Source organism: Bradyrhizobium sp. CCBAU 51627, from assembly GCF_028128765.1.
In the GTDB taxonomy this organism is placed as follows: domain Bacteria; phylum Pseudomonadota; class Alphaproteobacteria; order Rhizobiales; family Xanthobacteraceae; genus Bradyrhizobium.
This window is the reverse complement of the sequence record NZ_LBJG01000005.1, coordinates 261,972-275,401: the sequence shown is the minus strand read 5'-3', so window position 1 is coordinate 275,401 and position 13,430 is coordinate 261,972. Positions and strand designations below refer to the sequence as shown.

Genomic DNA, 13,430 nt, shown 5'->3' with positions numbered 1-13,430 from the left:
GCTCTGCGGCACATTGGCATTGATCTGGGTAAGCCATGACAAGACCGGTCAATAGCGCGCGCGAGCTCGCGGTGGATGTGACGGCCGGACGGACCAGCGCAGTCGACACCGCCAAGGCCGCACTCGCCCGGATCGAGGCGGCCAAGGCGCTCAACGCGGTGGTGACCATCGATCCCGCGCGCACGCTGGCAGATGCTGCGGCGGTCGACGACCGCCTGCGCGCCGGCGAGACCATGCCGCTCGCCGGCGTGCCCATCGTCGTCAAGGACAACCTCTGGGCCGGCGGCTGGCGCGTGACTCAGGGCTCGCGCCTGCTCGCCGATTTTGTCGCGCCGCAGGATGCGATCGCGATCGGGCGACTGCGCAAGGCTGGCGCCGTCATCGTCGGCATCGGCGCGACGTCGGAATTTGCCTGCAAGGGCGTCACGACCTCTCAGCTGTACGGACCCACACGCCATCCGCGCGATCCCGCGCTGACGCCAGGCGGCTCGTCCGGCGGCCCCGCTGCGGCGGTCGCAGCCGGCCTTGTGCCGCTCGCGATCGGCACCGATGCCGGCGGCTCCAGCCGCAGACCGCCGGCCCATGTCGGCGTCGCCGGCTTCAAGCCGTCCTACGGCGCGATCCCCTATGGGCCTGGTTTCGCCGAACCATTCTTCGGTCTCTCGGTCATTGCACCGATCGCATCTGACGTGGCCGATATCGCGTTGGCGTTCGAGGCAATGGTCGGAGCCGATCCGCGCGACCCGGATTCCGCCGTCGTTGCATCCCAGGTCGAAAACATAGCCGGCTTGCGTATGGCATTCTCGCCGCGTCTTGGCCTCGACGTCGCGGTCGACGACATCGTCGCGAATGGAGTTGCCTCTGCTGTCGACCACCTTTCCGCCGCGAAATTACACATCATGCCGCGCGATCCGATCTGGCCGACAGGCGCGACCGAAGACGTCATAATGCCACTCCAACACGCGGGTCTCGCAGCGCTCTATGGGGGCGCGTTCCGCAAGGACCCGACCATATTCGATCCTGATGTCGCCAAGCAGATCGAACGCGGCCTTTCCTGGTCGGGCGCAGAAGTCGCTGGAGCTCTGGTCGCGAGCGGCGCGGTCGCCAATGCCTTCGCGGCCTTCTTCACCGACGTCGACCTGCTGCTGACCCCGACCGTCCCCTGCGTCGCTTGGCCGCTGACTCAACTGGGCCCTGACATGATCGGTGGAAAGCCTGCGAGCCCACGGGGGCACGCGGTGTTTACTGCCTTTGTCAATCATGCCCGTCTGCCGGCAATCTCGATTCCATGCGGAACGGATCCTCGCGGCCTTCCGTACGGCCTGCAGATCATCGCCAGGCGCGGACAGGACCGCACGCTCCTTGAAGCAGCGCAAGAGATCGAGGCCTTGTTGCGAACCTAGATCCTGCCGTTGAATGTCTCTTCCGAAGGCCTGCTCGCGCTGGCTGTCATGAGCCTTTTCCTCGAGCGCTATGCGTTCTATCCGGCGTTCTTTCGCCAGCGGCACACGGGCGGCATACTCTGCATCAAAGGCCTGGAAGCCCCTCCAGACCGAACTCCAGGTCAACTTGATCAGGCCGACTGGAGCGCTGGTCCTGCCAGCCTCATGCCCAGCACTCGTCCCGGGCATTCCCCGGCTGGAGCAGCTCCAGCTCTTCTGCACGCTATCGCTCGACGTGGTACTCCGTCGGCCAAAACCGGTGGAACACCGCGATCCTTCAACCAGCTCTCTCTCCTACGAAGGAGCTCACCACACCCAAAGCTACCTGCAAAATAGACCGTCAAGCGTCCAGGCTTTATGATACGTTGACGTATCGCTACGAGACGAATACGTTCTATAGGTATCAAACTGAGCAAGGAAGGACGAAACCATGGCGGCGTGTTTCCGCTACATCGTAAACGACGTGAAAGCCGCGATCGACTTCTACACCGGCCGTCTCGGCTTCAAGCTCGAGATGCACCCGGCGCCGGGCTTCGCCGAGATATCGCGCGGCGACATGCATCTCTATCTGACGCAGCCACAGGGCCGCGGCGTTGGCGGCGGTGCGCCGATGCCCTCAGGCGAGCAGCAGACGCCGGGCGGCTGGAACCGCATCCACCTTCTCGTCGACGATCTTGACGGGAGCATTGCGCAGCTCAAGGCCGCGGGCGCGCGCTTTCGCAACGAAATCGTTCAGGGCACCGGCGGCAAACAGATCTTACTGGAAGACCCATCCGGAAATCTCGTCGAGCTGTTTGAGGCTAATACAGCGGCCTATCGTGCCCCCGGCTCGGCTTCGAAAGGGGATAAAAACTGAGCAGCATGCAACGCGTTGCGCGTCGAAGGTCACCCCCCAAAGTGATTGAGTCCCGACCGAAGCCCGCGGTTGATCCAAGAATCGAGCGCTCCCGCCAGGTCATACTGCAGGCAGCACTCGATGAGCTTAGTGAGTCGGGTTATGGCTCGCTCACCATAGAATCCGTCGCGCGTCGTGCCGGCGTCGGCAAAGCCACGATCTACCGGCATTGGCCAGACAAGATCGCGCTGATCGCTGATGCGTTTAAGCTGCTTCAGCAACAGCGAGATCCGGAGCTTGTTACCGGCTCGCCGCGCGAAAAACTTGAGCGCGTTCTTCGCCATGTCGCCGATGTCGTTTCCGATTCACCCTTCTCGTCTTGTCTTCCGGCTCTCATCGAGGGGGCGGAGCGGGACCGCGCCGTGCGACGGTTTCATCACCATTTCCAGACCGAAGCGCGCAAACCGACCATCGCGTTGATCGCCGATGGAATTGCCACGGGAGATTTCCCGCCTCGCATCGATCCGGAGCTCGCGGCTTTCGCGCTGCTCGGCGCTATCTTCTTTTGTCGATTGATGACGAACGCACCATTTCCCGAGGAGCGCGTTCCCACCTTGATCGACACCGTCTTCAATTCGAGCGGCTGATAGGCACGGCCACCGCCGCTAATTCGGCTCTCCGCCAATTTCGACTCGCGGTCCGTATCGTAGGCCAACTACGACAATTCACGCGTTCTCAAGCACTCGGGACACGAGCTACCGGTCTCAGAAAAAGACCGTCAGAACGATCACAATTCCCGACGGTCTTTTCTCCGTCGCGTCTTGCGACTTTTGTCAAACCGTCGGAAGAACCGTCAAATCAATGACTTGGAGAAGGGGCCGACACGCCGAGGTTATGCAAGGCGAACGATCAATGAGCCATCCCCTAACCCTCTATTTTTCCTACGCTATTCCCCTCCAGCGCCCTCCACGGTATCCCACCCCCCTCATTCCCACTCGATCGTCCCAGGCGGCTTGCTGGTCACATCATAAACCACCCTATTTACGCCCTTCACCTCGTTGATGATGCGCGTCGCGGTCTCGCCCAGGAACTTCATGTCGAACTGGTAGAAGTCCGCGGTCATGCCGTCGGTGGAGGTGACGGCGCGGAGGCCTACGACGTAGTCGTAGGTGCGCCCGTCGCCCATGACGCCGACGGTCTTGACGGGGAGCAGCACGGCAAAGGCCTGCCAGATTTCGTCGTAGAGACCGTGTTTGCGGATCTGGTCGATATAGACGGCATCGGCCTTGCGCAGGATGTCGAGCTTGTCGCGGGTGATGTCGCCGGGGCAGCGGATGGCGAGGCCCGGGCCCGGGAACGGGTGGCGGCCGACGAAGATTTCGGGCAGGCCGAGCTCGCGGCCGAGCTTGCGGACTTCGTCCTTGAACAGCTCGCGCAAGGGCTCGACGAGCTTCATGTTCATGCGTTCAGGCAGGCCGCCGACATTGTGGTGCGACTTGATCGTGACCGAAGGTCCGCCGGTGAAGGAGACGCTCTCGATCACGTCGGGGTAGAGCGTGCCCTGCGCGAGGAAGTCGGCGCCGCCGATCTTCTTGGCTTCAGCTTCGAACACCTCGATGAAGAGGCGGCCGATGGTCTTGCGCTTCACTTCGGGGTCGGTGACGCCTTCGAGCTCGCCCAAAAACTGCTTTGACGCATCCACGTGCACCAGTGGAATGTTGTAGTGGTGGCGGAACAGGTCGACCACGGTCTTGGCCTCGTCCAGCCGCAAGAGGCCATGATCGACGAAGACGCAGGTGAGCTGGTCGCCGATGGCCTCGTGGATCAGCACGGCCGCGACCGCAGAATCGACGCCGCCGGAGAGACCGCAGATCACCTTGCCCTTGCCGACCTGCGCGCGGATCTTGGCGATCTCCTCCTCGCGGAAGGCGCGCATGGTCCAGTCGCCGGTGAGTCCGGCGATCTTGCGCACGAAGTTGCGGATCAGCTTGGCGCCGTCGGGCGTGTGCACCACTTCGGGGTGGAACATCAGGCCGTAATATTTGCGCTTCTCGTCCTGGATGATCGCGAAGGGCGCGTTCGGCGAGGTGCCAGCGACGGAGAAGCCCGGCGGCATCCTGGTGATGCGGTCGCCATGGCTCATCCAGACCTGGTTCTTGCTGCCTGACAACCAGACGTCCGCGAACAGCTGGCTCTCGGCCTTGACCTCGACATCGGCGCGGCCGAATTCGCGGTGATGGCCGCCCTCGACCGCGCCGCCGAGCTGGGCGGCCATGGTCATCTGGCCGTAGCAGATGCCCATCACGGGCACACCGGAATCGAAAATCAGCTGCGGGGCGCGGGGCGAGCCCGCCTCATGCACCGATTCAGGGCCGCCGGAGAGAATCACCGCTTTTGGCTTCATCTCCTTGAAGGCCTGTTCGGCCTTGTTGAACGGGACGATCTCGCAATAGACGCCGTCCTCCCGGACGCGACGCGCGATCAGCTGCGTCACCTGGCTGCCGAAGTCGACGATGAGAATCTTGTCATGCGCCGAGGCCACCGAGGGCGTCGACGCGGAGCGGTCGTTCTGTGCTGCTGTCATGGCAAGCCAATACGCGATGAGCCCCCTGCCCGCAACCGCGGCCGTGCGCGCGCCCACATGCTTCTTTGGGCCTGGACAAGCGCATATAGGTAAGTATTATTGACCTAATTTGCCCCACCCTCAAACCGGGGCCGATCAGGGAGAACGCGATGTCGAAGCTTCACCAGCCATCACAGCTTGCCAGGCTCGGCCGGACCTGGGTCGAGGCCTGGAACGCGCGCGACCTCGAGCGCGTGCTCACGCTCTATGACGAGGACGCCGTGATGACCTCGGACCGCATTCCAGTGATGGGGTTCGATGCCAGCGGAACGGTGCACGGCAAGGACGCGTTACGGGCCTATTGGGGCAAGGCGCTCGCCCTGCTGCCGGAGCTGCACTTCTCCCTCGTTGACGTGTTCGTCAGCCCTGACAGCGTCGTGGTGTTTTACCAGAACGAGCGGGGTAAGAAGATCTGCGAGTATCTGCGGGTGAATGATGCAGGGCTGATCGTGCAGGGGTCGGCGAACCATTTGCCGCATTGAGGGCTCTCTCCCGTCATTGCGATCCAGAATCTTTCCGCCGATGCAGTCCTGGATTGCCTCGCTGCGCAAGACCGTGGCGCGAACGTGCGCTAACAGAGCCACTGCCGGCCACTGAAACAGGAGTCCCATCATGAAACTCCCCACCTCGCCCTTCACCGTCACCGACTGGAGCAAGGTCGAAGCGACCAGGCACCCCGGTGAGACCGGTTTTGCGCTCTGGCGCACGCTGAATATCGGCGAGCTGCGCGTGCGGATGGTCGAGTATTCACCAGGCTATCTCGCCGATCACTGGTGCGATCGCGGTCACGTGCTTTATGTGCTCGCGGGCGAGCTCGACAGCGAGCTGCGCGACGGACGCAAGTTCAAGCTGACGCCGGGCATGAGCTACCAGGTCTCGGATTTCGGCGACGCTGCGCATCGCTCGTCGACGGCGGTGGGCGCGACGCTCTTCATCGTCGATTGAGGAACTATCCTTCAGGCAAGAATGTGCAGCGCAAAATAGCAAACCGGGCGCGGCTCGCTGTCAGCGCGCGCTGCCTTGAACTGGCCCCATTAGTTAGCTAGATTGTGAACATCGATCCTTGGCCGAACGACTGGGCCGCTCCGTCTCATTTCCAATGGGCGAGCACGTTTCAGGTATTTCTCCAAAATCGACCAATCGGGACGAAGGGCGTGAGCAATCGCGCGTTAGTCCCCCTGAGTGCATCGTCACAAAGAAGGAAATGACTATGGCAATGGGCACCGTGAAGTGGTTCAATAATCAAAAGGGCTTTGGCTTCATCCAGCCTGACAATGGCGACAAGGATGTCTTCGTTCACATCAGCGCCGTCGAGCGCGCAGGCCTCAGCACCCTCAATGAGGGTCAGAAGGTCTCGTTCGACATCGTCGCAGACCGCCGCAGCGGCAAGTCCTCGGCCGACAACCTCCGCGCCGGCTAGCCAGCCGCGCACGATCTGACCACGGACGTACCGGCAGATCGTTGAGCTCGAAAGACCCCGCGACCGGATCCGGTTCGCGGGGTTTTGTTTGCGCTGTCATTCCGGGGCTCGCGAGCGCGTGAGGTAGGGTGACAACGGCGTGAAGCGCCCTGCCCACCGCCTAAATCGCGATCGATTGGTGGGCACGCTTCGCTTTGCCTACCCTACGAGACCTTCCTCAGAACCGACACGAAGAACCCATCCGTTCCCGTGCGTCTCGGCGTCATCAGCCAGCCTTCAGGCGATTGCAGCGCGGCTTGCCCGAAATCGTCGGCCTTGTCCCAGAGCACGCTGGCGGTCTGCTCCGGCGGCAAGACCGAAAACTCCGGATGCTTCGCGACGAAGGCCCTCACCTGCTCGTTGTTCTCCTCCGACAGCACCGAGCAGGTGATGTAGGTGATGCGGCCGCCGGCCTTTACCAGCGGAACGGCACGCTCCAGCACCTCGACCTGGTCCTTCAGGCGAATCTCCAGCGCACCCGGCCGCATGCGCCATTTGGCGTCGGGATTGCGGCGCCAGGTGCCGGTTCCCGTGCAGGGCGCGTCGATCACGACGAGGTCGGCGGTGGCGCGGATATCGGCAAGCGGATCGGCCTCGCCCTTGGGGGTGCGGACATCGGCGTTGTGGACGCCGGCGCGCGAGAGGCGTTCGTGGATCGGCACCAGCTGCCGCTTGTCGCGATCGGTGGCAATGAGCCGGCCCTTGCCCTGCATCAGCGCAGCGAGCGCCAGGGTCTTGCCACCGGCCCCGGCGCAGAGATCGATCACCTGCTCGCCGGGTCTTGCCGCGGTGAAGAGGGCCGCAAGCTGCGATCCCTCATCCTGCACCTCGATGCCACCCTTGATGAAATCCTCTTCCGCCTGGATGCCGGGATTGCGCGCATCGGCCGAAAGCTCGATGCGCAGACCGTTTGGCGACCACGGCGTCGGTTTCGCATGAAGATGCGCAAGCGCCTTCAGGGCCTTGTCGCGATTGGATTTTAGCGTGTTAACGCGCAGGTCGAGCGGCGCCCGGCTCGCCATCGCGATCGCCTCGGCGATGCGCTCCGCGCCAAACACCTTTGCCAGATGCGGATCGAGCCATTCCGGATAGTCACCTGCGATCGCGGCCGGTGCATGCTTCAGCGAACGATGACTGAGCGCCGCCTGCTCGGCCTCCGTCAGCGGCTCCGGCGCAAACCGGCTGCCGTCGAAGAAAGCGGCCATGGTTGCCGTGTCCATGTTGCGCTCGAGCCGGAGCATGCCGATCAGGCGCGCACGGGCGGTATCGGAATCCATCAGATAGGCGCTGGAGGAAAAGCGGCGCAGCACGTCCCAGACCAGGCCTGCGATGGCGGCGCGGTCGCCGGAGCCGGCAAAGCGGTGCGCGGTGCCCCACTCCTTCAGCGCCTTGGCCGCGGGCACGCGGTCGCGTTCGATGGTGTCGATCAGTTCGATGGCTGCGGACAGCCGGGCAGCGGGAGTCATTTGAATCTTTCAGATGAAATCAGAAACGCAAGAGTCAGATCAGCAACAGGATTTTCAGTGCGAAGTAGATCCACATCACCAGCAGCACGAGCACGCCGGCGAGCCAGATCGAGGAGCGCTGGCCGAGGTCGTTCGAGGTGACGAACACGCCGGCGTGGGCAAAGCGAGTCACCACAAACACCCAGGACATGAGCACGATGAAGAGATCGGCGTGGCGCAACGGGAGTGCCAGCGCGATCAGGGCGTAGAACAACACCGGCAGCTCGAACTGGTTGCGGTAGCAATTGGCGGTTTGCGTGGCGCCCTTGGGCCAGTTCGGCTCGCCCAGGGCAATGTCGCGGATCTTGGTCTCGCCCGAGACCAGAGCCCGCCTCCGCCCGAACACCATGCCGACGAGCAGTGCGAAGGTGAGGCCGATCTGCACGAAGACAGGCAGCAAAATCATTTGAACGGACATCGCATTTTCCCAATCGGCGGACGCCGCCGCAGCGTCCATTAGCGGTCCACGCTGGTCCTGACAATCAACCAGTTGAACCGGCGTTCCCGCTTCGGCGACCAACTGCCGATCAATAAAGCGATTTTGGCCCCTGGGCCCGGCGAGACCGCCATGAATAGCCTGTCGAGTCTTTGGAGCGAAGCGGCCGACGGCCAGCTCGGCATCTGGATGTCGTCGCTGTCGGGCATCGCCGCGGCGCTGGCGGTGGCCCTCGCAATGACCGTCTACTTCCGCCTGTGTTACCGGCCTTGGCGCGAGGTCGTCAGACATGGGCTGGCGGCATTCACCGCGGTCGCCCTGCTGACCTTCGTCGCCTACGACATGCGCCATGCCGCGCTCGCCTATCTCGGCCTCAACCCGTCAAGGCCCGCGGTCGAGTTCGAGATGCTTTAAACTTTGTTTCATCGCGGATTTTGCGCGCGCGTCATCGTTCCGACGTTTCGCCGGACGATACTTTGCACATGTCCGAATTTCGCCTCACCCAGATTTCCGACACGCATCTCGGCCGGCGCTTTCCCGGCCTGATCGCCAACTTCCATCGCGTTAGCGAGCACATCGACGCAAGCAGGCCTGATCTCGTCGTGAACACCGGTGATGTGTCTTTCGACGGGCCGACCAGCCGCGACGATGTCGAATTCGCAAAAAGCCTGCACGCCACCCTGCCCGTTCCCTGCCGATACATCCCCGGCAATCACGACATCGGCGACAACCCGACCGCGCTCGGGCCGGCGCCGAAGCCACCTGTTACCGAAGGCCACCGCCAGCAATTCCGCGAGCTCATCGGCGAAGACCATTGGTCGTTCGAAGCTGCCGGCTGGCGCTTCATCGGCCTCAACTCGCTGGTGATGAATTCCGGGCTTGCATTCGAGGCCGAGCAGTTCGACTGGCTCGGCGCGGAGATCGCGCGCGTGAACGGCAAGCCGATCGCGCTGTTCATCCACAAGCCGCTGTTTCTCCACCTGCCCGACGATCCTGAACTCCCGGACACATCGATCCGCTACGTGCCACAGCCGGCGCGTGCGCGCCTGATCGGGATGTTCGGCAAGGTCGATCTTCGCCTCATTGCCAGCGGTCACGTGCATCAGCGCCGCGACTTCACGTCCCACCACATCAGGCACGTCTGGGCGCCTTCGGCCGGCTTCAAGATCAACGACGCACGCCAGGACCGGATCGCGATCAAGGAGACCGGTCTTGTCGAATATCGGTTTGCCCCCGACAGCTTTGAGGTCCGCCACGTTCGCGCGGCGGGCCAGCGCGATGTCGATATCGAAGAACTCTTCGCGCAGATGGGCGCCGAGCACTAAGCGCACACGCCACTCAGGCGACGCTCTTGAGATCGTGCTGGATCGCAGCCAGCAACGACTGCAACGCTTCGCTGGTCACGGGCGTCGGTGCGACATCATCAGCAGGCAACATTTTCGCCGGCTCGACCGCCTTGACCGGACGATTGGGAAAACGCGGCGGCGGCGTCGGCATGGCGGGGGCCGCGAACTCGGCCTCCTCCTCGCTGTGCACGAACTTGCCGTGGATGACGTCGTCGTGGCGGCCCATGACATACATGGCCACCCAGTAGCCGGCAGCCAAAACAATGACGCAGAAAATACCGATCTCTAACATCGCAGCACCTAAAATATGCGCGATGATTCAATGCCTTCGCCCGGACGTCAATCAACGCTCGTTCACACTCTGCCCTTTGCGGGCGAGTGTGGCCGATCGGTGACTCTTTGTTAACCACTGACGCCCGGGACGGGGGCGTCGGAGCAACTCGAAGGCGCCACAATCCTTCCGGAGACGCTCCAGACCTTGAAAGTTAAGCCTTGTCCGGCCCGACCCGGACCAGCTGCTTGCCGAAATTGGCCCCCTTCAGCAGCCCGATGAAGGCAGCCGGGGCGCTCTCCAGGCCCTCGGTGACGAACTCCTTGTACTTCACCTTGCCGTCGCGGACCCAAGTCGACATGTCGCGCAGGAAGTCACCATGGCGCGAGGCAAAGTCGGAGACGATGAAGCCGCGGAAGGTCAGCCGCTTGGTGAGGATGTTGCGCATCATCGCAGCGGCCCATTTCGGCGGCTTGGCCTCGGTGTCGTTGTAGTGGGCGATCAGGCCGCAGACCGGCACGCGCGCGAAGGGATTGAGCAGCGGGAAGACCGCCTCGAACACGGCGCCGCCGACATTCTCGAAATAGACGTCGATACCTTTCGGGCAGGCATCCTTCAGCTTCGCCGCAAGATCGGGATCGCGGTGATCGACGCAGGCATCGAAGCCGAGCTCCTTCACCACGTAGTCGCACTTGTCCTTGCCGCCGGCGATGCCAACCGCCCGTGCGCCCTTGATCTTCGCGATCTGGCCGACGGCCGAGCCGACCGCGCCGGAGGCGCCGGCGACGACCACGGTCTCGCCGGCTTGCGGCTTGCCGATGTCGAGCAGGCCCGTATACGCGGTCATGCCGGGCATGCCGAGCACACCGATCGAGGTCGAGATCGGCCCAAGCCTGGGATCGACCTTGATGAGGCCCTTGCCGTTCGAGATCGCGTGAGACTGCCAGCCGGTCCGCGCACGGACGATGTCGCCGACCACGAAATCGGGATTGTTCGAAGCCGCGACCTCGCTCACCGCCTCGCCTTCCATCACGCCGCCGACCGGCACCGGCGCGGCATAGGACGGCCCTTCGCTCATGCGCCCGCGCATATAGGGATCGAGCGACAGCCAGACCGTGCGCAGCAGGACTTCGCCCGCCCCGGGCGACGGTAGCGCGAAATCCTCCAGACGAAAATCGGACGGTTTGGGTTCGCCGACGGGACGTGCGGCGAGAACGATGCGTTTTGCTTGGGCCATGATGGTTCCTCCGGATTGGCTGTCGGGATGATTTAGGAGGAGCGGCGTCGCGAAGCAAACCCTGGGTCAATTAAGGCTTTGGTCGCGATTGCGAACTACCGTTGCGCGGAATTCCGATGAACGAAGAGTCCATTTCGTGCCAGAGCTTGCCCTGCCGTCTGAACCTTCCTCCAAGCCCGGCGCGAAGGGCGGCATCAGCCTGCGCTGGCGCGTCCTCGCAGGCAATCTGATCACGAGCCTTTTGGCCGTCGCCTTCGCCGGCGCGGTCGCCTGGGGCGGATGGGGCGACCTGCGCAAGCGGGAAGCGGCCGCGCGCTCGCTGACCGCCTTCGAGCTGGTGATGAAGGCCAACAGCCTCATTCCGGTCGAACGCACCGCCTGGTACGCGGTTGCGACCCCTGCCGATCCGGCCACGCCCGAGAAGCTGTCGGCCCTCGACAAGGCCATCGCCAACACGGACGCCGCTATCAACGCGGCCAAGGCGGCCATTCGCGCAGCAGAGCTGCCGACGCGATCGGTCGAAGCAGCCGAGCAGATGCTGCAAACGACCCGGAGCGCCGGACGCCAGGCCGCGGCCCTGCCCAAGACGCAACGCCCCGCCGACAGCCAGACGGCAATCGTTGACGGCCTTGCACGCTCCGTCGACGCCCTTACAGCAGCAACGAGCGAAGCCTTGATCAGCCTGTCGCGCACCGGCAGCGACATCGAGAACCTGCTGCCGTCGGCGACGCTGGCGCAGAGCGCGCAAAGCATGCGCACCATCAACGGCGCGCGTGCCGCCGTGCTCGGCCTTTTCGCCCGCAACCAGCCTTTGTCGGCAGCCCAGCGCGTCGAGGTGACCGAATTGACGGGTCAGGTCGCACTGATCTGGACCCAGATCGAGCAAGGTGTCCGCAACGCCGGCGATGCGCCGGCGCTCGCGAACGTCGCCAACCAGGTGCGCGCAAAGCTGATGACCGAAGGCGAGCCGCGCTTTCAGGAACTGGTCGCGGCGGCCCGCGAGGGGCGTCCCAGCCCGATCAGCGAGGCCGAATGGCCGCGCTGGCTCGCGCCCGTCCTGAACAGCGTGCTCGGTCTGCGCGACGCCGCCCTGACCTTTGCCCACGAGGCCAACGACACGGCGATCGCGCAGGCACAGACTCGGCTGATCTGGGCGCTGGCGGCCCTGCTGGTCGTGCTGATCGCCTCGGTCGCGGTCGTCATCGCCGTGATGCGCCAGGTGATCGGTCCGCTCGTGCGCTTGACCGGCGCGACGCTGCGGCTTGCCGACGGCGAGCTCGACGTTGCTATCCCCGATGGGCATCGCAAGGATGAGATCGGCACCATGGCTGGCGCGTTACAGATCTTCAAGGACGCGCTGGTCGCGAAAAAGCTTGCCGACGAGGATGCCGCCCGTAATGCCGAAGCGCAGATCGAGCGCGGCCGTCGCGTCAACGTCATCACGCGCGATTTCGAGACGGTGATCGGCGAGATCGTCAGCACGGTGTCGTCGGCCGCGACCGAGCTTGAAGGTTCGGCCGGCACCCTGAACACCACGGCGGACCGCTCGCAGACCCTGACAACGGCCGTCGCGGCGGCGTCCGAAGAGGCATCCGCCAATGTGCAATCAGTCGCCACCGCGACCGAAGAGCTCACATCGTCGGTCAACGAGATCAGCCGGCAAGTTCAGGAATCCGCGCGCGTGGCTGGCGACGCCGTCGAGCAGGCCCGCCGCACCAACGACCGCGTCGGCGAATTGTCACAGGCCGCAAGCCGGATCGGGGACGTCATCGAGCTCATCAATTCGATCGCAGGCCAGACCAACCTGCTGGCGCTGAACGCGACCATCGAGGCCGCGCGCGCCGGCGATGCCGGCCGCGGCTTCGCGGTGGTCGCCTCGGAGGTGAAGGCGCTGGCGCAGCAGACCGCGAAAGCGACCGAGGAAATCCAGCAGCAGATCGGAAGCGTGCAGGCGGCGACGCAGGAATCCGTCGGCGCCATCAAGGCGATCAGCGAGACGATCGAGCGACTGTCGGAAATCTCCTCGACGATTGCCGCGGCCGTGGAGGAACAGGGCGCAGCCACGCAGGAGATTGCACGAAACGTGCAGCAGGCCGCACACGGCACCCAGCAGGTCTCCGCCAACATCAACGACGTCCAGCAGGGCGCCAGCGAGACCGGCTCGGCCTCGTCGCAAGTGCTGACCGCCGCCCAGTTGCTCGCCACGGATTCGAGCCGCCTCAAGCTCGAGGTCGGGAAATTCCTCGAGGCCGTGCGCGCGGCCTGAAGCGGCGGGG

13 protein-coding genes and 1 pseudogene are annotated in these 13,430 nt (G+C 64.0%); 9 read left to right on the top strand and 5 right to left on the bottom strand.

Features of this window, described 5'->3' with window-relative positions:
- The first annotated feature begins 35 nt into the window (after positions 1 to 35).
- From XH88_RS03505 to XH88_RS03495, 3 genes are all read left to right on the top strand, one after another.
- Positions 36 to 1,403 carry an amidase gene (locus XH88_RS03505; RefSeq protein ID WP_271614016.1) on the top strand — a complete coding sequence of 456 codons (1,368 nt, stop codon included), beginning with the start codon at positions 36 to 38 and terminating at the stop codon, positions 1,401 to 1,403.
- Positions 1,404 to 1,872: 469 nt separating this feature from the next.
- Complete coding sequence (locus XH88_RS03500; RefSeq protein ID WP_271614015.1) at positions 1,873 to 2,298, top strand: VOC family protein; 426 nt, start codon at positions 1,873 to 1,875, stop codon at positions 2,296 to 2,298.
- A 5-nt stretch (positions 2,299 to 2,303) separates the two neighbouring features.
- Positions 2,304 to 2,924 (top strand): TetR/AcrR family transcriptional regulator, encoded by a 621-nt coding sequence (locus tag XH88_RS03495; protein ID WP_271614014.1) that lies wholly within the window; start codon positions 2,304 to 2,306, stop codon positions 2,922 to 2,924.
- A gap of 338 nt (positions 2,925 to 3,262) precedes the next feature.
- Here XH88_RS03495 and guaA read toward each other — a convergent pair whose 3' ends face one another.
- Positions 3,263 to 4,861 carry a glutamine-hydrolyzing GMP synthase gene (gene guaA, locus XH88_RS03490; protein WP_271614013.1) on the bottom strand — a complete coding sequence of 533 codons (1,599 nt, stop codon included), beginning with the start codon at positions 4,859 to 4,861 and terminating at the stop codon, positions 3,263 to 3,265.
- 149 nt (positions 4,862 to 5,010) lie between these two features.
- Between guaA and XH88_RS03485 the strand changes: the two genes are divergently transcribed.
- The 3 genes from XH88_RS03485 to XH88_RS03475 all read left to right on the top strand — a co-directional run bounded on the left by XH88_RS03485 (position 5,011) and on the right by XH88_RS03475 (position 6,320).
- Entirely contained in the window at positions 5,011 to 5,382 is a 372-nt protein-coding gene (locus XH88_RS03485; RefSeq protein ID WP_271614012.1) for a nuclear transport factor 2 family protein, read from the top strand.
- A 130-nt stretch (positions 5,383 to 5,512) separates the two neighbouring features.
- Positions 5,513 to 5,845, top strand: coding sequence for a DHCW motif cupin fold protein (locus XH88_RS03480; protein ID WP_271614011.1), 333 nt, complete (start codon positions 5,513 to 5,515; stop codon positions 5,843 to 5,845).
- 265 nt (positions 5,846 to 6,110) lie between these two features.
- Positions 6,111 to 6,320, top strand: a complete 210-nt coding sequence (locus tag XH88_RS03475; RefSeq protein WP_045000506.1) for a cold-shock protein — start codon at positions 6,111 to 6,113, stop codon at positions 6,318 to 6,320.
- Positions 6,321 to 6,523: 203 nt separating this feature from the next.
- Here the strand turns inward: XH88_RS03475 and XH88_RS03470 are convergent, their stop codons facing one another.
- Both XH88_RS03470 and XH88_RS03465 read right to left on the bottom strand, forming a co-directional pair.
- Positions 6,524 to 7,825 carry an RsmB/NOP family class I SAM-dependent RNA methyltransferase gene (locus tag XH88_RS03470; RefSeq protein WP_271614010.1) on the bottom strand — a complete coding sequence of 434 codons (1,302 nt, stop codon included), beginning with the start codon at positions 7,823 to 7,825 and terminating at the stop codon, positions 6,524 to 6,526.
- Positions 7,826 to 7,859: 34 nt separating this feature from the next.
- A complete protein-coding gene (locus XH88_RS03465) occupies positions 7,860 to 8,282 on the bottom strand; it encodes an MAPEG family protein (RefSeq protein WP_271614009.1) in 423 nt (140 codons plus the stop codon).
- A 150-nt stretch (positions 8,283 to 8,432) separates the two neighbouring features.
- On the opposite strand from XH88_RS03465, the pseudogene XH88_RS03460 reads away from it, so the two are divergent.
- Together XH88_RS03460 and XH88_RS03455 are read left to right on the top strand one after the other, a co-directional pair.
- Positions 8,433 to 8,708, top strand: a pseudogene (locus XH88_RS03460) (acriflavin resistance protein); the annotation flags it as partial.
- 74 nt (positions 8,709 to 8,782) lie between these two features.
- Positions 8,783 to 9,625, top strand: a complete 843-nt coding sequence (locus XH88_RS03455; protein ID WP_271614007.1) for a metallophosphoesterase family protein — start codon at positions 8,783 to 8,785, stop codon at positions 9,623 to 9,625.
- 13 nt (positions 9,626 to 9,638) lie between these two features.
- Here XH88_RS03455 and XH88_RS03450 read toward each other — a convergent pair whose 3' ends face one another.
- Together XH88_RS03450 and XH88_RS03445 are read right to left on the bottom strand one after the other, a co-directional pair.
- Entirely contained in the window at positions 9,639 to 9,938 is a 300-nt protein-coding gene (locus tag XH88_RS03450) for a hypothetical protein (protein WP_271614006.1), read from the bottom strand.
- 193 nt (positions 9,939 to 10,131) lie between these two features.
- Positions 10,132 to 11,154, bottom strand: a complete 1,023-nt coding sequence (locus XH88_RS03445; protein WP_271614005.1) for an NADP-dependent oxidoreductase — start codon at positions 11,152 to 11,154, stop codon at positions 10,132 to 10,134.
- Between the two features lie 136 nt (positions 11,155 to 11,290).
- Here XH88_RS03445 and XH88_RS03440 point away from each other — a divergent pair, with 136 nt between their 5' ends.
- Positions 11,291 to 13,420, top strand: coding sequence for a methyl-accepting chemotaxis protein (locus XH88_RS03440; RefSeq protein WP_271614004.1), 2,130 nt, complete (start codon positions 11,291 to 11,293; stop codon positions 13,418 to 13,420).
- Positions 13,421 to 13,430 lie beyond the last annotated feature (10 nt).